General features: G+C 45.4%; 16 protein-coding genes. 14 read left to right on the top strand and 2 right to left on the bottom strand.

Translation table 11 applies throughout. From position 1 onward, the window contains the following. Window positions 1-78: 78 nt before the first annotated feature. On the bottom strand, window positions 79-1,245 hold the full coding sequence (locus BQ9856_RS16095; RefSeq protein WP_077611940.1) for a BMP family lipoprotein: 1,167 nt from the start codon (window positions 1,243-1,245) through the stop codon (window positions 79-81). Window positions 1,246-1,947: 702 nt separating this feature from the next. Between BQ9856_RS16095 and ppdK the strand changes: the two genes are divergently transcribed. The 3 genes from ppdK (at window position 1,948) to BQ9856_RS16085 (ending at window position 6,261) form a co-directional block, all read left to right on the top strand. Then, window positions 1,948-4,578 (top strand): pyruvate, phosphate dikinase, encoded by a 2,631-nt coding sequence (gene ppdK, locus BQ9856_RS16090; protein WP_077611939.1) that lies wholly within the window; start codon window positions 1,948-1,950, stop codon window positions 4,576-4,578. A 358-nt stretch (window positions 4,579-4,936) separates the two neighbouring features. Next, on the top strand, window positions 4,937-5,038 hold the full coding sequence (locus BQ9856_RS25290; protein WP_235839229.1) for a putative holin-like toxin: 102 nt from the start codon (window positions 4,937-4,939) through the stop codon (window positions 5,036-5,038). Window positions 5,039-5,637: 599 nt separating this feature from the next. Further along, window positions 5,638-6,261, top strand: coding sequence for an undecaprenyl diphosphate synthase family protein (locus tag BQ9856_RS16085; RefSeq protein WP_077611938.1), 624 nt, complete (start codon window positions 5,638-5,640; stop codon window positions 6,259-6,261). A gap of 85 nt (window positions 6,262-6,346) precedes the next feature. Here BQ9856_RS16085 and BQ9856_RS16080 read toward each other — a convergent pair whose 3' ends face one another. Then, window positions 6,347-6,850, bottom strand: coding sequence for an ECF transporter S component (locus BQ9856_RS16080; protein WP_159442017.1), 504 nt, complete (start codon window positions 6,848-6,850; stop codon window positions 6,347-6,349). Between the two features lie 515 nt (window positions 6,851-7,365). On the opposite strand from BQ9856_RS16080, the gene BQ9856_RS16075 reads away from it, so the two are divergent. The 11 genes from BQ9856_RS16075 (at window position 7,366) to BQ9856_RS16025 (ending at window position 19,229) form a co-directional block, all read left to right on the top strand. Continuing rightward, on the top strand, window positions 7,366-8,763 hold the full coding sequence (locus BQ9856_RS16075) for a prolyl oligopeptidase family serine peptidase (protein WP_077611936.1): 1,398 nt from the start codon (window positions 7,366-7,368) through the stop codon (window positions 8,761-8,763). Between the two features lie 239 nt (window positions 8,764-9,002). Continuing rightward, the gene (locus BQ9856_RS16070; RefSeq protein ID WP_077611935.1) at window positions 9,003-9,698 is read left to right on the top strand and encodes a FadR/GntR family transcriptional regulator; all 696 of its coding nucleotides are present in this window, start codon (window positions 9,003-9,005) and stop codon (window positions 9,696-9,698) included. A 191-nt stretch (window positions 9,699-9,889) separates the two neighbouring features. Next, entirely contained in the window at window positions 9,890-10,318 is a 429-nt protein-coding gene (locus BQ9856_RS16065) for a hypothetical protein (RefSeq protein ID WP_077611934.1), read from the top strand. 38 nt (window positions 10,319-10,356) lie between these two features. Then, entirely contained in the window at window positions 10,357-12,522 is a 2,166-nt protein-coding gene (locus tag BQ9856_RS16060) for a protein translocase subunit SecDF (protein ID WP_077611933.1), read from the top strand. Between the two features lie 348 nt (window positions 12,523-12,870). Beyond that, a complete protein-coding gene (locus tag BQ9856_RS16055; protein WP_159442016.1) occupies window positions 12,871-13,860 on the top strand; it encodes a sugar ABC transporter substrate-binding protein in 990 nt (329 codons plus the stop codon). A 52-nt stretch (window positions 13,861-13,912) separates the two neighbouring features. After that, window positions 13,913-15,421 (top strand): sugar ABC transporter ATP-binding protein, encoded by a 1,509-nt coding sequence (locus BQ9856_RS16050; RefSeq protein WP_077611931.1) that lies wholly within the window; start codon window positions 13,913-13,915, stop codon window positions 15,419-15,421. Beyond that, window positions 15,415-16,422: an ABC transporter permease gene (locus BQ9856_RS16045; protein ID WP_077611930.1), complete on the top strand. Its 1,008-nt coding sequence runs from the start codon at window positions 15,415-15,417 to the stop codon at window positions 16,420-16,422. The genes BQ9856_RS16050 and BQ9856_RS16045 overlap by 7 nt, the downstream gene beginning before the upstream one ends. 31 nt (window positions 16,423-16,453) lie before the next feature. After that, entirely contained in the window at window positions 16,454-17,269 is an 816-nt protein-coding gene (locus tag BQ9856_RS16040) for a transketolase (RefSeq protein ID WP_200801317.1), read from the top strand. 4 nt (window positions 17,270-17,273) lie between these two features. Further along, the gene (locus tag BQ9856_RS16035; protein WP_077611929.1) at window positions 17,274-18,209 is read left to right on the top strand and encodes a transketolase family protein; all 936 of its coding nucleotides are present in this window, start codon (window positions 17,274-17,276) and stop codon (window positions 18,207-18,209) included. Then, on the top strand, window positions 18,206-18,844 hold the full coding sequence (locus tag BQ9856_RS16030) for an RpiB/LacA/LacB family sugar-phosphate isomerase (RefSeq protein WP_077611928.1): 639 nt from the start codon (window positions 18,206-18,208) through the stop codon (window positions 18,842-18,844). Before BQ9856_RS16035 ends, BQ9856_RS16030 begins: the two co-directional genes overlap by 4 nt. Before the next feature lie 10 nt (window positions 18,845-18,854). Next, window positions 18,855-19,229: a VOC family protein gene (locus BQ9856_RS16025; protein WP_077611927.1), complete on the top strand. Its 375-nt coding sequence runs from the start codon at window positions 18,855-18,857 to the stop codon at window positions 19,227-19,229. Window positions 19,230-19,240: the final 11 nt, after the last annotated feature.

Raw genomic sequence — 19,240 nt, 5'->3', positions numbered from 1 at the left:
GCCCGAAGGGTGCTTCCTCTTTCTTTGCCCACGCTTTTTGGGCATAAAGGTATGCCCGAAGGGTGCTTCCTCTGCAGATTATTCTACAAAGTTAATTTTGGTCTTTTCAAGCTTTAAGTCAACGGTAGGATTGTTGTTATCCTGGGAAGGCTGTACGAGTTCGATTTTCCCTTCTTTTAACTGGGCGTAAATCTTATCATAATCTTCCTTGGTAAACTTTGTAAACTTCGATGTTTCCAGGGGAAGTCCGATACCATCGTTCTTAGCTGAGAAGATGCTGGTCTTGCCGCCGGGGAAAGCATTGTCATAGAACGCCTTTACGCCGTCATAGACAGAAACGGAAAGCTGCTTCATGGCAGAGGTAATGACCGTTCCGGACTCATAGCTCTGGTCAACGTCAACGCCGATCACTTTTGCGCTTTTTTCTTCAGCAGCAGCCATGACTGAGTTGCCGACGGCGCCGCCGCATCCGAAGATCACTTCCGTTCCGTTCTGGTACCAGGAAGCTGCCATGGACTGAGCTTCCGGTGTAGCTGCAAATGCACCTGTGTAGTTGTACATGATTTCGATGCTGTCAATGCCCATTTCCTTTGCTGCAAAGTCAGCGCCTTCTGCAAATCCGTATCCGAAATGGATAACGGCAGGAACGGCCATACCGCCTAAGAAGCCAAGCTTTGTATTTCCATCCTTAACAGCTGCATAGCCGGCCAGGAATCCAGGCTCGTCTTCCTTGAAAAGGATCGGCATAACGTTAGCTTCCGTTCTGTATTCCGAGTAATCGGCATTGTGAGGTTCGCCATCCAGAAGGATGAAGTGAACGTCCTTGTACTGATCCTGGGCAAGGAATATAGGTTCTTCAAATAAATATCCCGGGCATACAACTAATTTCGCTCCGCCTTCGATTGCAAGGCCGATGGTCTCAAGATAGGAATCTGTGGTGCCTTCCTGGGGCTGATAGTACTTGTAGGAGATTCCGTTTTCCTCAGCGTACTTTTTCATGCCTTCCCATGCTCCCTGGTTAAAGGACTTGTCATCAATGGTTCCTAAGTCTGTAACAAGCGCAAGATCATAACCGCTTGAAGAATCGGACTTCACTGAGGTTGCACCGGTTGTTTCCGCCTGCTTTTCAGCAGCAGTGGTTTCAGCAGGTGCAGCAGTGGTGCCGCCTGAGCCGGAAGAACCACAAGCGCTTAATGATGCGGTCATCATGACTGCCATAGCTAATGCGAATGCTCTCTTTTTCATAATCCTATTTTCCCTCCTGTTATTGATTAATTTTCAGAGATACCATTAATGTATCACATTTTCGGTCCATAGACAATCTCCTTTGGTATTATTTTACAGAAAAAATAGAAAAACACTCTGACAATTTATGGAATATAATCCTTAGCCTTTTAAAATTAACAGATGTTGATTTATTTCACTTGTTGGTTAAGAAAAAAATGTTAAACGGGCAAAATACTTAAAAAAATCAGGGAAATTATGAAGAAAATAAACTTGCCGGAATACCCGGAAAAATTATTTATGAGGTATCTTCTGCCCTCGGTCAGCGCCGGGTAGTTACCTCTATATACATATTAGCAGATATCCTGATGATTGTACAGGGAATCTGGACTGCTACGCCGGCAGCCGGATTTTTAGCTCTGGTAACCCGCCTGATTTTGTTAAAGAACAGAAATCTGTCATTATCCGAAAATTTCTGAATTTATTCCAGAGAAAATATTTTGAATTTCGTATATACGAACGGGAATCGCATATCGGAAAATGACAGAATTTGGAAGTGCTTTCATAATAATTGTATCGAAAAAAGAGCGAATTTTTGCCAATAATTATAGAAAACCCCTTTACTAGAATTTGAATTATGCTATAATATTCGCAGGGCTTTTTCGCAAATGAAACCGGCGGAAGGGCAGAATAACCAACACATTTTGAGGAGGAAATTAACTTATGGCAAAAAAATGGGTTTATTTGTTTACCGAAGGTAATGCAGACATGAGGAACCTGTTAGGTGGGAAAGGTGCGAACCTGGCAGAGATGACCAATTTAGGTCTTCCGGTTCCCCAGGGGTTTACAATAACAACGGAAGCCTGTACTCAGTATTATGAAGATGGCGAAAAGATTAACGATGAGATCATGGGACAGATCATGGAACATATTACAAAGATGGAAGAGATCACCGGAAAGAAGTTCGGCGATAAAGAAAATCCTCTTCTGGTTTCTGTCCGTTCCGGTGCAAGAGCATCCATGCCCGGTATGATGGATACCATCTTAAATCTTGGTTTAAATGAAGAAGTAGTGGAAGTCCTGGCTTCCAAATCCGGCAATCCCCGCTGGGCCTGGGACTGCTATCGAAGATTTATCCAGATGTTCTCCGATGTGGTTATGGAAGTCGGCAAAAAATATTTCGAAGAGCTCATTGATAAGATGAAATCGAAAAAGGGCGTTACAGAAGACGTAGATTTAACTGCCGATGATTTAAAGGAGCTTGCAAATCAGTTCAAGGCCGAATACAAGGAAAAAATCGGCGAAGAATTCCCGGCTGATCCCAAGATGCAGCTGATGGAAGCGATCAAGGCAGTCTTCCGTTCCTGGGACAACCCAAGAGCAAACGTATACCGCCGTGATAACGATATCCCGTATTCCTGGGGAACTGCTGTTAACGTACAGATGATGGCATTTGGAAACATGGGTGAGACATCCGGTACCGGTGTTGCATTTACCCGCGATCCTGCAACCGGCGAGAAGCATCTGATGGGCGAGTTCTTAATGAACGCACAGGGGGAAGACGTAGTAGCTGGTGTCCGTACTCCTCAGAAGATCGAACAGTTAAAGGAAGTTATGCCGAAGGTTTATGAGCAGTTCATCGGCATCTGCGATAAACTGGAAGACCACTACAGAGATATGCAGGATATGGAGTTTACCATTGAAGATAAGAAGCTTTACATGCTTCAGACACGTAACGGCAAGAGGACCGCGAAAGCGGCTTTAAAGATTGCCTGTGACCTGGTTGACGAGGGCATGATCACAGAGGAAAAAGCAGTGAAGATGATCGATCCGAGAAACTTGGATACCTTACTGCATCCTCAGTTTGACACAGCAGCATTAAAGAAGACTGAACCGGTTGCAAAGGCTCTGGCAGCTTCTCCGGGAGCCGCATGCGGAAAGATCGTATTTACCGCAGATGATGCGAAGGCCTGGAAGGAAAGAGGCGAAAAGGTTGTTCTGGTCCGTCTTGAGACCTCTCCGGAAGACATTGAGGGTATGAAAGCCGCTCAGGGTATTTTGACCGTACGCGGCGGTATGACATCCCACGCAGCCGTTGTTGCACGCGGCATGGGTACCTGCTGTGTATCAGGCTGTTCCGAGATCGCCATGGACGAAGAGAATAAAAAATTCGTTCTTTCAGGAAAGGAATACCGCGAAGGGGACTGGTTGTCCATCGACGGCTCCACCGGAAAGATATATGATGGAATAATCCCGACCGTAGATGCCACCATTGCCGGAGAGTTCGGCAGGATCATGGCATGGGCAGATAAATACAGAAGACTGAAAGTAAGAACCAATGCAGATACCCCGGCCGACGCAAAGAAGGCAAGAGAGCTGGGAGCAGAGGGAATCGGCCTTTGCAGGACCGAGCATATGTTCTTTGAAGGCGATCGGATCGACGCATTCCGTGAGATGATCTGCTCTGACACGGTAAAAGAGAGGGAAGCAGCTTTAGAAAAGATCCTTCCGGTACAGCAGGACGATTTTGAGAAGCTTTATGAGGCTCTGGAAGGAAATCCTGTTACCATCCGTTTCCTGGATCCGCCGTTGCATGAGTTTGTTCCAACAGAGGAAGAGGACATTAAGAAGCTGGCTGATGCCCAGGGCAAGACCGTGGCTCAGATCAAGAACATCATTAATTCCCTGCACGAGTTCAACCCGATGATGGGACACCGTGGCTGCCGTCTGACTGTTACCTATCCTGAGATCGCAAGGATGCAGACAAAGGCAGTGATCCGCGCGGCAATCAACGTACAGAAAGCACATGCAGACTGGAACGTATGTCCGGAGATCATGATTCCGCTTATCTGCGATGAGAAGGAATTAAAGTTTGTTAAAAAGGTGGTTGTTGAAACTGCTGACGCAGAAATTGCTGCTGCAGGAAGCAGCTTAAAATATGAAGTCGGTACCATGATCGAGATTCCAAGAGCGGCTCTTACTGCTGATGAGATCGCGAAAGAAGCGGAATTCTTCTGCTTTGGAACCAACGATTTAACCCAGATGACCTATGGCTTCTCCCGTGACGATGCCGGTAAGTTCTTAGATGCTTACTATGACACCAAGATATTCGAGAATGACCCGTTTGCAAAACTGGACCAGATTGGTGTTGGCAAGCTTATGGAGACAGCCATCAAGTTGGGGAAAGGCGTCCGGCCTGAGCTTCATGTTGGTATTTGCGGTGAGCACGGCGGAGATCCTTCTTCCGTAGAATTCTGCCATAAGATCGGTCTGGATTATGTATCCTGTTCCCCGTTCCGCGTGCCGATTGCTAAACTGGCGGCAGCACAGGCGGCGATCAACCAAAAAAATTAATCAAATAACTATAACAACAGGGTATTGCATTTTGAAATGCAGTACCCTGTTTATTTGGTGGGTTATGATGTTAAGTTATAGCTTAAAATTTCAGTAGAAAAGGATGATGGGAGAGGTCATTATCGGAATGTAATTACAAGTAATATGGCTATAAGAAGCATATGAAATCATTAAAGTGGTTTGTCCTGGTTAAATTGGATTTTATAGAATTGGGATATGGAAATAAGTGGATATTTTGATTGCTTTACTGAGTATTTGTTGGTAGAATATTTATATGAGTAATCGTGTACAGGGTGGTTGACCTTCCGGAATTTCATGTTTCACTAATGGAACATAGAAAAGAAGGGAGGTGAAGCGGATGGATACATATCAGGTATTAACATTGTTGTTTTTAGGTGGTAGTTTCCTTGTTGCTTTGCTTGCCTATTTGGATAATAGGAATAACAAGCCAAAAAAATAATGCCTACCCTGTCAGCCAACAGGATAGGCGGCTCTCATTGAGAGCTAAGTAAGCATTATCCGGAAGCTTCCACCTTGTGGGCGGTTGCTCTTTCTAAATAAAATATAACACATCAATCTTTAAAAGTAAAGAGAAAAAAGTACAGTTAAGCCTCCGCAGGACTTGGCTGTATTTTTTATACCCGAAAGAAGACTTAATATACCTCTCCTTTTACTGTCTCAACAATTCCAGTTCCTTCCGGTTGATATAGGTTTCCAGTAAATTCCGGTTGTTGGTGAGACAGTACTCATTGAGGTAATATCCTATAGAACAGGCGGAAAAGGAGCGAATCAGTCTTGTGCAGCCGGGGTATCTGAAAGAGAGCAGGAATCGCTTCCGGAAAGAAATGAGCTGAAGCGGGATCCTGAGAGAAAAAATAATGACTGCTAGGATTTTGCGGGGGAATAAAGAAGTGACAGGAGGGCCCATGAAACCTGGCATGCCGGCCGTGTTTTCATGGGCCACTTCCGGGCTAAAATAAGGAAATTATGAAACAGAAAAAAATGGCTATACTCTCTATATAATATTTCAAAACAGGAAATAAAAAAGGAGGGCAGCATATGAGAATTCCCAGACACATCGGAATCATACCAGACGGAAACCGCCGCTGGGCGCTGGAAAAAGGCATGGGAAAAGAGGCCGGATACGATAAGGGGATATCTCCCGGCCTGGATCTTTACCATATATGCCGGGAGATGGGAATCGAAGAAATGACCTTTTATGGTTTTACGGTGGACAATACCAAGCGTCCGACGGTTCAGAGGGAGGCTTTTTCAAAGGCATGCGTAAAGGCGGTGCAGGAACTGTCAAAAGAAGACGCCGAGCTGCTGGTGTTGGGGAAAACGGCCTCCGCCATGTTTCCGGAAGTTCTAATACCGTATACCAGCAGATGCAGGTTCGGTGCAGGGGGAATGAAAATCAATTTTTTGGTCAATTACAGCTGGGAATGGGATCTGGGGCTTCATGACGGTGTTATAGGCCCTGCATTAAAGACTGCGGATGTTTCAAGGATTGATCTGGTGGTCCGGTGGGGAGGGCGCAGAAGGCTATCCGGCTTTTTGCCGGTACAGTCTGTTTATTCCGATATGTATGTCATAGATGATTACTGGCCGGATTTTAGGTCCCAGCACTTATACGACGCCATTGCATGGTATTCCAGGCAGGAAGTGACGCTTGGAGGATGAGTACGCCAAATAGAAAGCTTCAGCATTAATGCTGGGGCTTTCTATTTACGCGGGTAACGAGCCAGGCGTGTTTCTCCGGTATGGGTTACCGCCTGCGCAGAAGAAGAGGAAGCAGAGAGCCGGCCACAATCAGGCTGAATAGATTCTGAACCAGATTGAATGGAATGTTTATCATGGCAGCCTGCAGGTTATATATGATGAGTTCGAATATAAAATAACCTCCGGTCACTACAGTGCTGGATACGATACCGGCAGCCAGAAAGGGAAGCAGCCAACGGGCCGTCTGGCTGCTGTGAGACAGCCTGTGGTAGAGATATCCGCCTGAATAGGCGGCCAGTGCTTTGATGATAAAGGTAGCCGGTGCATAAAATGCGTAGCCTGACAGTAAGTCTGCCAGCATGGAACCCAATCCTCCGGCGGCTGCGCCGTATAAGGGCCCCTGAAGTATGCCGCTTAACAGTACCATTCCGTCTCCCAGGTGGATATAACCGTTAAATGCAGATGGTATATGGATTAACATAGTAGCTGCAGCGGTAAGAGCTGTCATTAAAGCGCCGAATAAAATTTTTTCCGTTTGTATATCGTTCATAACGATTCCTCCCTGATTGGTAAAGCACATGTTTTTGCTGATACTTATGATATAAAAGAACTGGTATTTTTTAAATAGCCAATTTGATCTAAATTATACATACCAGTTGCAAGGCAGATGGAAAGCGAGCAGCCGGAAGCTGTCTTAACTGCCAATAACCGAAGCAATATGAAACGTGATTGAAGTAAAAATATTTACATAAAAAAATAATAAATATTTTTACTTAAATATATAAATATTTATATAAAAATACTTGAAAATTTAGCAATAATACAATATAATGATATAAAATGAAAATATTGGTTAGCGTATTTGAATATAAATAAGCATAATATCAATCCGTAAATGATAATTTTTCATAATAAGTTATTCTGATCAAGCGAGAAGGAAGATGGGATACAGGTTGTAAATTTAGGACAGGTAAAAAGTTTTAATTAAAAAGTGCTTTAAAACCATTCATATAGACTTTAAGGTAAAATGGGTTGATAAACCTGCAAAAAAATAAGGAGGATCTTATGGGAAAAAGAACGAGAAGGAATGGAAAATTATTAATGGCACTTATGTTATCCGGAGCCATGGTACTTTCTTATGGAAGCAGCGCATTTGCTGATGATGTCCAGACAAAGTCAAAGACAACAACTTACCGTACCGTTATGGAAGTGGAAGACTTTGGCCCGCAAATTAAAAAGGTAATCGTGGACCTTGGTAAAACGGTGAACAAGAATACCGTAGATACGGATACCTTTAAGGTTCTTGCAGTAAGGATTCCAAACAGTGAGAATACTCCGATTATAGGTGATGATGGAGTTGGATACCGGAAGGTCACTAAGGCTTACATATCAGATAAAGACGGCAATGCGGCGGCAAAAGGAAATTATGCAGCTCTTGAATTGGAAATCGGACCGGATATTTCCTTTGGCCTGCCTTTGAATCTGGATTTGAATTTTATCCGCAATGAATGGATTGAATGTAAGTATACAATAACACAGCAAAAGGATATCAAATCCGGTTCGACAACGGTTTCCGGACTGGTAGCGGATGTTTTTGATGGGGGAACGAGAGGACTTCTGGATGAATTTACTGCCTTACAGGGCACTTATGATAATATTACCATGCATTATGCGAGCTATGTACCGGCAAAAGACGGCGCAAAACACCCGTTGATCATATGGCTCCACGGAATGGGAGAAGGAGGAACCGACGGGCTTCTTGGCATCGCGGGAAATAAGGGGGTAAACTTTGCTTCAAAAGAAATACAGTCTTATTTCAATGGAGCTTATGTTTTAGGACCGCAATGTCCGACATTTTGGATGGATGGGAAGACTTCAAATGCTTCTGGAAATGCAGCTTCAAAATATAAGAATGTTTCTGCTTTTGCAGACGGGACTTCAAATTATGAGAAAGCACTCATGGCTCTGATCAAGGATTATGTTGCAAAGAATCCGGATATTGATACAAATAGAATTTACATTGGCGGAGATTCCAACGGCGGATATATGACGATGCTTATGGCCAGAGATTATACCGGCTATTTTGCAGCGGCATTCCCGACCTGCGAAGCATTAAAAGATACATTGATCACAGATTCAGATATACAGAAGCTGAAAGAGCTTCCCATGTGGTTTGTCGCAGCGAAAACGGATACGACGGTTCCTGTTTTAGATTATACGGTTCCGACGTATAACCGGTTAATGAAGGCAGGAGCAAAGAATGTTCACTTATCACTATTTGATAATGTAATAGATACTACAGGATTGTACAAGAAAGCGGACGGTACACCATACGAGTATAATGGGCACTGGTCATGGATTTATGTATTTAACAATAAACCTGCAGAGACAATCAATGGAAAAAATGTAACAATTATGGAATGGCTGTCCGAACAGTCCTTAAATAAAGAAGCAGCAGAATAACCGGTTTATAAGTAAAACAACGAACGGACCTATGGGAACATGGGTCCGTTTGTTGTGCTCCCATGCTTGCATATTTAGAGAAATAGTAATAAAATAGTTAAAAGAAATTGTCTGATGGGTCTGGAAAATATAGAAAAAATTATCTTTATGTTTGCAGTTTCCTTCAAATGTGATACAATGATTGTATGACAGCATGAAATATTTATACAAAAGATATATAAGAAGAGGGAGTGAAGATCATGGAAGAGGTTTCTAGAATTCCAATCGTGCAGCAGGTGGTAAACAGCATGAAGGAATTTGTTGCAGCGGATGGAATAGCGGTCGGACAAAAATTACCTACGGAAAAAGAATGGTGTGAGAAGCTGACGGTGGGACGTGGTACAGTCAGGGAAGCCTTCCGTATTCTAGAGGCCCGGGGGCTGGTGGAGATCAAACCTGGACGCGGTGCATTTCTGGTAAGTAAAAAAGAACTGGGTCAGGAAGAGCTGGCGGAATGGTTCCTTAAAAATGAGGTGGAATTAAAGGATTATATTGAAGTCAGAAGTGTCCTGGAGCCCTTATGTGCACGGTTTGTAGCAAAGCGGGCCACCGATGCGGAGCTTGAACAGATCGAACGGACCCATTTCCGGTTTATCCGTGCAGTAGAGGAAGAGGATTTTGCCGGAATGGCAAAATACGATGAGAAGCTGCACCGGCAGATCGTGGAAGCCAGCAGGAATAAAATGCTGATTTTTATGAATAAAAAGATCGACGAATGCATCCGGGACTTCCGGTTAAAGACATTCCAGGTGCCGCAGAACGCCCGGAATGCCATAAAGGCACATCACAATATCGTAGAAGCTTTAAAGGCCCGGGATGAAGAGGTGGCGGAGCTTTATGCAAAGAGACATATCTCCCTGATCAATACGGATATGAATGTCATCATTAAGCGGTAAACCATAGAAAGAGCTGCAGCAGAACGAACGGAAGGAAGGAGACCGTTTTGCTGCAGTTTTTTTCCTGCCAATATTAACTGCTTCTGTCAATAAGCAATGGTTGTGTTTCGGAATGATTTGTAGTACAATTCAACAGGATATGATAGAAAAATCATGAGTTTATGTTTGCGGTTGCCGCAGGAGGACTTCCATTGAGATACCGGGTAAAAAAGATCCGCGCTGTAAGCCGGATACTGGCAATGTTATTTTGCATTGCCTTACTTTCAGCAGAACTGAATATGTCTGATAACGACAGGAATCCCGGCCAGTCTTATTTCTCTTCTGCGGGAACCATATCGGAAGGATATCACCACCATAGGGAGGCCGGTTCTATCGCTGCAGTGCCCGGCGTTCTCGAGGATGAGGTGGTCGGTGAGATTTTATCCGGTGCAGGAAACCGGTTTTCATTCAGGGTCTTGCCTTTAAAATATATATTGGTCAGGACATTTTTCTTATTTATTCCGCTTGTTTTATGGTCCATACGGACGGTGCTGCTCCAAAGCGGGTATATCAGCAGAATGTTTCTGATACGGTACATACATGATTCGGACGGAGAGAAAGGGGAAGCAGCAGGCATTTAACGGCAAATAGAAAATGAAACAGGAAAAGAGGAAAACCTATGAAGCCAGGAAAGAAAATGCTTGCTGTAATTTTTTTCGTAATTGCAGCACTGATTTATGTTGCGGTATTTGGAGCTGGAGAAAGCATCAAAGGCGTATTTGACATGCGCTACGGCATCGACATCCGCGGAGGAGTGGAAGCTGTTTTTGAACCACAGGGGCTTGACCGCAGCCCCACCGAACAGGAGCTTGAGACAGCCAGGGAAGTTATTGAAACCCGCATGGACAACCAGAATATCACGGACAGGGAGGTGACCGTGGATAAAAACGGCGGTTATATCATTGTCCAGTTCCCGTGGAAATCCGGTGAAACCAATTTTAATCCGGAAGATGCTATTGCGGAATTAGGTGAAATGGCAGAGCTTACGTTTCGGGATCCCGATGGTAATGTGCTGATCCAGGGGAAAGATGTGCAGAGCGCATCACCGGAGACCACGAATTCCAATGGAATAAAAAGCTATCAGGCAGCACTTCAATTTAATGATGATGGGGCGAAGCTGTTTGAAGAAGCCACCGGGAAGCTGATCGGGAAACGGATGAGCATTTACATGGACAACGATCTGATATCCAGCCCTACGGTGCAGACCCGGATATCCGGAGGCCAGGCTGTCATTACAGGAATGAGGACCTATGATGAGGCAAAGGACCTGGCTAAAAAAATCAATGCCGGCGCCCTGCCGTTTTCCTTAAAGACAACTAATTTCTCGACCATAAGCCCTTCCCTGGGAAACAATGCTCTTAATATTATGGTTGATGCCGGTATTGCCGCGTTTTTCGTCATCTGCCTCTTTATGATCGTGTTTTACCGGCTGCCAGGCATCATTGCCTGCATTACCTTAGTGCTTCAGATGATCCTGCAGATGCTTGCAGTATCCATACCCCAGTATACCCTGACCCTTCCGGGGATCGCCGGTATTATCCTGACGCTTGGTATGGCAGTGGATACGAACATTATTATTTCGGAGCGTATATCGGATGAGCTTAAAAAGGGCATTTCCGTGAAAGGAGCTGTTTTAGCCGGATATAAAAATGCGTTTTCATCTGTTCTGGACGGGAATGTGACCACAGCGATCGTTGCGGTGATTCTGATGTTTTTGGGATCCGGTACCATGTTAAGCTTTGGTTATACGCTGTTGATCGGTATGATCGTAAACCTTTTGATCGGAGTTTCCGTTTCCAAGCAGCTCCTTTTATCATTGATCCAATCCGATCTGTGGCGTGACGAAAAATGGTTCCGGATCAGGAAAGATAAAAAGACGGTACCGTTTTACCAAAAGAAATATGTGTTTGCGATCCTTTCCGGTTTCGTGATTTTATCCGGCATCGCAGGATGCTTCTTTTATGGGGTCAAGCTTGATACCCAGTTTACCGGAGGCGCCGTACTCAGCTATTCCGTAACCGAAGGGGCAGATACCGGTAAAATTCAGGAAGCCGTTGAAAAACAGACAAACCGTCCGGTTACGGTTCAGATCAAGGAAGATAACATGACCGGGCTTAAGAGGCTTTCGGTCACGCTTGCAGGGAATTCAGGCATGTCGCCGGAGGACCAGAAAAAGGTAACGGATGCGATTAACAGCACTTCGGACCAGGCGGATGCAAAGCTTTCTGAAACCTTTGTGGTCGAGCCTTATATCGGGGCAAAGGCACTGAAGAATGCAGCCATTGCCATTGCCCTGTCCATGATTTTCATCGTTATATATGTATGGATCCGTTTTTCAGCCATATCAGGCCTTTCGGCAGGAGTCACCGCAATGATTGCACTGCTTCATGACGTTTTGGTCGTATTCTTTGCATTTGTGCTGTTCCGGATTCCGTTAAATGATGCCTTTGTGGCAGTCGTCCTCACGATCATCGGTTATTCCATCAATGACACCATCGTCATCTATGACCGGATCCGTGAAAATAAAAAAAGGGATTCCAAAAAACCGGTGGCCGATCTGGTAAACGAAAGCACGACCCAGACTCTTGGCAGATCCATCAATACGTCTTTTACGACAGGGATCTGCGTGCTGATCATTCTGGCTGCTTCGGTCTATTTCCAGATCGAGTCCATTCTGGAGTTTTCCCTTCCCATGTTTTTTGGTATCCTGACGGGATGCTACTCCTCCATTTGCGTGGCGGGTACACTCTGGGCAATGTGGGAGAAACGAAAAAAAAAGAAATAATCCAGCTTCCAAAGAGCCGGAAAGTCAATGGTTCCATGACTTTTCGGCTCTTTTTTTGTGGAAAAACCGGCAGATGGGGCAGTTATTATACAATCCGGGTTGTAGGGCATATGACAACATTTTGTATGATTTGCATAATTTTAAAAATTCTATTGACAAAATTCGAGTAAAGATGTATTATTGGATTACAATATTGTATGACAGCAGACAATAATGCAAACCCGGGGAAGCGATTAAGAATGATATCATACAATAGTTTTAACATTTGTAACAAAAACTAGGGTATAAAAACAGAAACAAATTCAAAGAATGCTACAAAAGAATGAAAATGTTGAGAGGTGGATTATTATGAGAAAAGTTACCGCAATTGTATTATCAGCCATGATGGCATTGTCTTTAACCGCTTGCGGTTCCTCTGCTAAGGAAACAACAGAAGCAAGCAGTGGGACTGAAACGACCGCAGCGGCTACAACCGCAGCAAAAGCAGAGGAATCCAAAAAGCCGATTAAAATTGGAGTTTCTGCACCGGATTTAACCAATGTGTTCTTCATCCAGATCAAAGACGCGATGCAGGCGGCTCTGACCGGACCGGAAGACGAACTGATCATCCAGGATGCAGGCGGCGACCAGAATAAGCAGATGAACGACGTAGCAGATATGATCAACCAGGGAGTTGACGTAATCTGTATCTCTGCGATCAACTCAGAAGGAGTGCGCGCCACTCTGGAAGCATGTAAGGAAGCGGACATACCTGTAATTGCGTTTAATACAGCGGTTAAGAATCCGGAGCTGGTTCAGTGTACCGTTGTTTCTGATAATAAAGAGGCCGGAAAGCTGTGTGCACAGGCTCTGGCTGAATCTTTAGGCGGAAAAGGAAAGGTAGTAGAAATTACTTATAGTACCACAGAGGTTTGCTATGACCGTCAGCTCGGTTTTGAAGAAGAATTAAAGAACTATCCGGATATTGAGATCATTCAGACTAAAGACGTTGAGAAGCCAAAGTCCGATTATTCCCAGCCGATCATGGTAGACTTTATCAACGCAAACCCGGTGATTGACGGCGTATTCACGATCAATGACCCGACAGCCCGCGGTGCAATCGCAGCCCTGAAAGAAGCAGGCCGCCTGGAAGCTGCCAAGGTTGTTTCCGTTGACGGTTCCGATGAAGGAAAAGGCTTTATCCGCTCCGGTGAAATGGTGGCATCTGCAGCACAGGATCCGGCAGGAATCGGTACAACCTGTATCGAAACTGCATACAGACTGCTGACAGGCCAGACAATTGAAGAGAAGGTAGTCGTACCGATGTCCATCATTACAAAGGAGAACGTAGATCAGTAATCCGTAAAGTATTGACCCGAAGCGAAGAATGCAGAACAGGAGTGTAAAAAACATGTTAAATGAATATGTTTTTGAAATGAAAGATATTACCAAAGCGTTTGGTCGCAATGTTGTACTTGACGGAGTCAGTATTTCCATAAAGCCCGGAGAAGTCCGGGCTCTTATGGGAGAGAATGGTGCAGGAAAATCCACCTTGATGAAAATTCTGGGTGGCATTTTCAGCGCTGATTCGGGCACCATCTGCATGGAAGGGAAGGAAGCTTCCATAAAGACCGTAGACGATGCCCGCAAGTATGGTGTCAGTTTTATCCATCAGGAAATCACCAACATTCCTGAGATGACGATTGCAGAAAATATTTTTCTTGGCCGGGAACCGAAAAACCATTTGAAGATGGTAGATTACCGGAAAATGAAGCATGAGGCGCAGAAAGCTCTTGATGCGCTGGGGCTTAATCTGGATGCTGGAATGCTGATCCGGGGGTTATCCGTAGCACAGCAGCAGATGATAGAAATTGCAAGAGCGGTGAACGAGGGGGCAAAAATCCTGATTCTGGACGAACCCACAGCATCTTTGTCAAAAAGTGAGACAGACAATCTGTTTGCACAGATCGACCGTTTAAAAAAAGCCGGAGTTGCGATGATTTACATATCACATCGTATGGAAGAGACCTTTAAGGTCTGCGATTCGGTAACGGTACTCCGTGACGGTAAGTTTATAGGAACCAGAGATACAAAAGAAACATCAGAAAACGAATTGATCAGCATGATGGTAGGCCGTGAATTTAACAACATGTATGGAAACAAACGTGTCATCGGCGGGGACGTCATCATGGAAGTGAAACATTTAACAACCCAAAAGGTATCCGATATCAGCTTTACATTGAGAAAAGGGGAAATACTTGGTTTCTCAGGATTGGTAGGAGCAGGACGTACCGAACTGGCTCTGGCATTATTCGGCATTGACAGCATTCAGTCAGGTGAGATCTGGCTGGAAGGAAAACGGCTTACCATTAACAGGCCAAAGGATGCAATGGACGCAGGCATCGCACTGGTGCCGGAAGAGCGTAAGGAGCAGGGGCTTTTCCTCAGCCATAGCATTGCAACCAATCTGACATTCCAGGTGCTTTCTGAATTTATACATCAGTTACGAGTGGACAAGAAAAAGGAATCGAATATTGTAGGTGAGTTCAAGCAGAAGCTTTCTATTAAGATGGCATCCGTGGAACAGACGGCAGGAGAGCTTTCCGGCGGCAATCAGCAGAAGATTGTCATATCCAAATGGCTGGCAGCAAAGCCAAAGGTACTCATTCTGGACGAACCGACCCGAGGGATCGACGTAGGCGCAAAGGCAGAGATATATAAGCTGATGCACAGCCTGGCCAGTGAAGGAGTTTCCATTATCATGATCTCTTCAGAGCTTCCTGAGATCATCAATAACTCCAGCCGGGTTGCCATCATGAGGGAAGGACATCTGGCCGGAATCTTAGACCAGCAGGAGACGGAAGCTACACAGGAAACGATCATGTCATTTGCAGTGGGAGGAGAACATACAACATGTTAAGCAAGAAGAATCAATCAGAGACATCAGAGATACAAGCACCAAGCCTCTGGAGCACCAATCCCTTTATGATCTGGCTGAAACGCAATATGGCGGCCATGATCGCGTTGGTATTCCTGTGTATTGTTTTATCGATTACAACCGATACGTTTCTTGTTAAAAACAACCTGTTCAGCGTATTGCGCCAGGTATGCGTAAACGGCTTCATCGCATTTGGTATTACATGCGTTTTGATCTGCGGCGGCATTGACTTGTCCGTAGGTTCGGTCGTAGCGGCTGCCGGTGTTATCGCCGTGCGCTGCGGAAATGCGGGACTGCCGCTCATCTTATGCATTCTGGTTCCCCTGTTATTTGGTGCGGTTATTGGTTTCATCAATGGATATGTCATTTCCCATACAACTCTGCCGCCGTTCATTGTAACGTTATCCATGCAGATCATCGTACGTGGTGTCAGCTACATATTAACGGGCGGCCAGCCGGCACAATCCAATAACGAAGTATTCAACAACATGGGGGTAGGAAGCTTCCTCGGAATTCCCATTCCGGTCGTATTCGTAATCGTAGCATTTATAATTCTGTATTTTATTATGAACCGTACCTCCTTTGGACGTCACGTCTATGCAACCGGCGGAAATAAGGAAGCAGCAAAATACGCAGGCGTTGATACCAAATGGATCCAGGTAAGAGTATTCATCATCAGTGGTGTGATGGCAGCTTTAGCCGGTGTGGTTCTGGCAGCAAGACTGTATTCCGGCCAGCCATCCGTAGGAGAAGGCTTTGAGCGCGATGCAATCGCAGCTTCCGTACTTGGGGGTACAAGCTTTAACGGCGGTCTTGGTACATTAGGCGGAACCGTTATCGGTGTACTGATCATCGGTGTTTTGAACAACGGTATGAACCTTCTTAAGATAAACAGCTACTGGCAGTTTGTAGTAAAGGGATGCGTAATCCTTGGGGCAGTATACGTGGATTACTTAAAGAAGAGAGGTTCACTCAAAAAGTAATATTTCATAATTAAGACGGAGGCATAAGAACATGATGGACATTGAGGAATTAAAAAGGAAATGTAATGATATCCGAAGGGATATTATTAATATGACGGCAGACGCAGCCAGCGGCCATCCGGGCGGCTCTTTATCAGCCGTAGAGCTGATGGCAGCTATGTTCTACACACAGATGCGGGTAGACCCAAAGGATCCGGACAATGAGGACCGTGACCGTTTCGTGCTGAGCAAGGGACATGCAGCTCCCTGCTACTATGCAGTATTAGGAGAGATGGGCTTTTTCGATAAAGCGGAATTTAAGAATTTCCGGCAGCTTCACAGCATTCTTCAGGGGCATCCGGATGCGAAGAAGGTTCCGGGGATCGATGCTTCCACAGGTTCTTTGGGACAGGGGATCTCCATCGCAGTCGGTATGGCACTTGGAGCAAAGGCTCAGAAAAAGGATACGAAAGTATTTACTCTGCTTGGAGACGGAGAACTGCAGGAAGGCCAGGTCTGGGAGGCATGCATGGCAGCGGCCAACTATCATCTGGACAACCTCACCATCATCATTGATAACAACGGTCTCCAGATCGACGGAACAAATGATCAGGTTATGTCTCTCGGCGATTTATCCTCCAAATTCAAAGCATTTGGATTCAACGTACTGGAACTGCCGGATGGCAACAACTTAGAAGAAGTGCTGGCTGCATACTCCATCAGCACCATGGCAGGAAAGCCAAAGTGCATTCTGGCGCACACCGTAAAAGGAAAAGGCGTTTCCTTTATGGAAAACCAGGTGGGCTGGCACGGCAAGGCACCAAGCGAAGAGGAAAGACAGCAGGCATTAAAGGAACTGGAGGGTTAATGACATGAGTGAAATGAAGGCAATTAGAGTGGCATATGGTGAGGCATTGGCCGAACTGGGCGAAGCAAATGAAAAAGTCGTTGTATTGGATGCGGATCTTGCGCATGCCACAATGACCGCTACCTTTGCGGCAAAATTTCCTGAGCGGTTTTTTAATGCTGGTATTGCGGAAGCAAATATGGTCGATATGAGTGCAGGTCTTTCTACCATGGGATACATTCCATTCTGCAGCACCTTTGCCGTGTTTGGTGCAGGACGGGCCTATGAACAGGTCCGCAATGGCGTAGCTTATCCTCATTTCAATGTAAAGCTGGGCATGACACATTCCGGAATTACTCTTGGGGAAGACGGCGGAAGCCACCAGGCCATCGAAGATTTGGCACTTATGCGCGTAATTCCCGGCATGACCGTGGTCGTTCCCTGTGATGCCAGTGAAACACATCGTGCCGTAAAGGCGGTAGCAGAGATGGAAGGGCCGGCTTATCTTCGTCTGGCAAGACTTCCAAGCCCTGTATTTGAAGAAGAAATGCCGTTTGTGATCGGAAAGGCAAACGTATTAAAAGAAGGTACGGATGCAGTGGTATTTGCGTGCGGCATCATGGTATCTGCCGTACTGGAATGTGCAAAGAATCTTTTAGCAGAAGGAAAATCCATTACCGTAGTCAATATGCATACCATCAAGCCCATCGATAAAGAGTGCATTTTAAAATACGCGGCACAGTGCAGCAATGTGATCACCGTAGAAGAACACAGCGTCATCGGCGGTCTTGGAGATGCGGTCGGTGAGGTTCTTTTGGATAACAAGTGCAATGTAACATTTAAGAAGATCGGTGTTCAGGACCGTTTCGGACAATCCGGAAAACCGGAAGACCTTCTGGAAGAATACGGACTGAGCGGGAAACAGGTATATAATCAGATAAAAGGAGTTTTGAAAGCATGAGAATCGCATTAATTAATGAGAACAGCCAGGCGGCTAAAAACGGATTGATTTACAACAGCTTAAAGAAAGTTGCAGATACAAAAGGCTATGTGGTGGATAACTATGGAATGTATTCCGCAGAGGACAGCAATTCCCTGACTTATGTACAGAACGGAATTCTGGCAGCTATCCTTTTAAACTCCGGTGCAGCGGATTATGTGGTCACCGGATGCGGAACCGGCGCGGGTGCCATGCTGGCATTAAACAGCTTTCCGGGCGTGATCTGCGGCCTTGTATGTGACCCAAGCGACGGTTACATGTTTGCACAGATCAACGACGGCAACGCCATTGCCATGCCATTTGCAAAGGGCTTTGGCTGGGGAGCAGAACTGAATCTGGAGTATACATTTGAAAAATTATTCTCGGAAGCAAGCGGACAGGGCTACCCAAGAGAGAGAGCCGTTCCGGAGCAGAGAAATAAGAAGATATTAGATGGAGTAAGAGAGAATAACTTAAAAGATATCCTGACCTGTTTAAAGGGACTTGACAAGGAACTGGTAAAGGGAGCCATCGGCGGGGAGAAATTCGGCGAGCTGTTCTTCGCAAACTGCAAGGATGAATCCATTGCGGAATATGTAAAGAGCCTGTTGGCATAGGAGGTCCCTCATGCTGAAAAACAAACCATCTGGAGTTGCCCATGTGGCAATTCCTACGGATGAACCGGAAGTAACCGTAGCTTTCTATGAGAATCTGGGTTTTACCAGGCTGGTGGATGGAGGCGTCCGCGGAATGCTGCAGTGCGGGACCTGCGTCATTGAATTTTATCCAAGACGCCAGGATGTGAAGCCCATCGGTAATATCGACCACATTGCCCTGACTTGTGAGAATCTGGATGAAGCATATGAGGAAATCGCGGCTCAGGGACATAAGTTCCTATCGAACGGCATCGAATCCAACCAGATGTTTGCCCCCCGCACCAACCGCTTCTTTCTCTTCCAGGGTCCCAATGGCGAGAAGATTGAATTTTGCAAAGTCAGCTAGTTTTGAGTAAA

The organism is Clostridium sp. Marseille-P2415, from assembly GCF_900155545.1.
GTDB lineage: Bacteria > Bacillota > Clostridia > Lachnospirales > Lachnospiraceae > Lacrimispora.
Note: the sequence above shows the minus strand (reverse complement) of the source record. Positions and strands in the feature narration are given on the sequence as shown.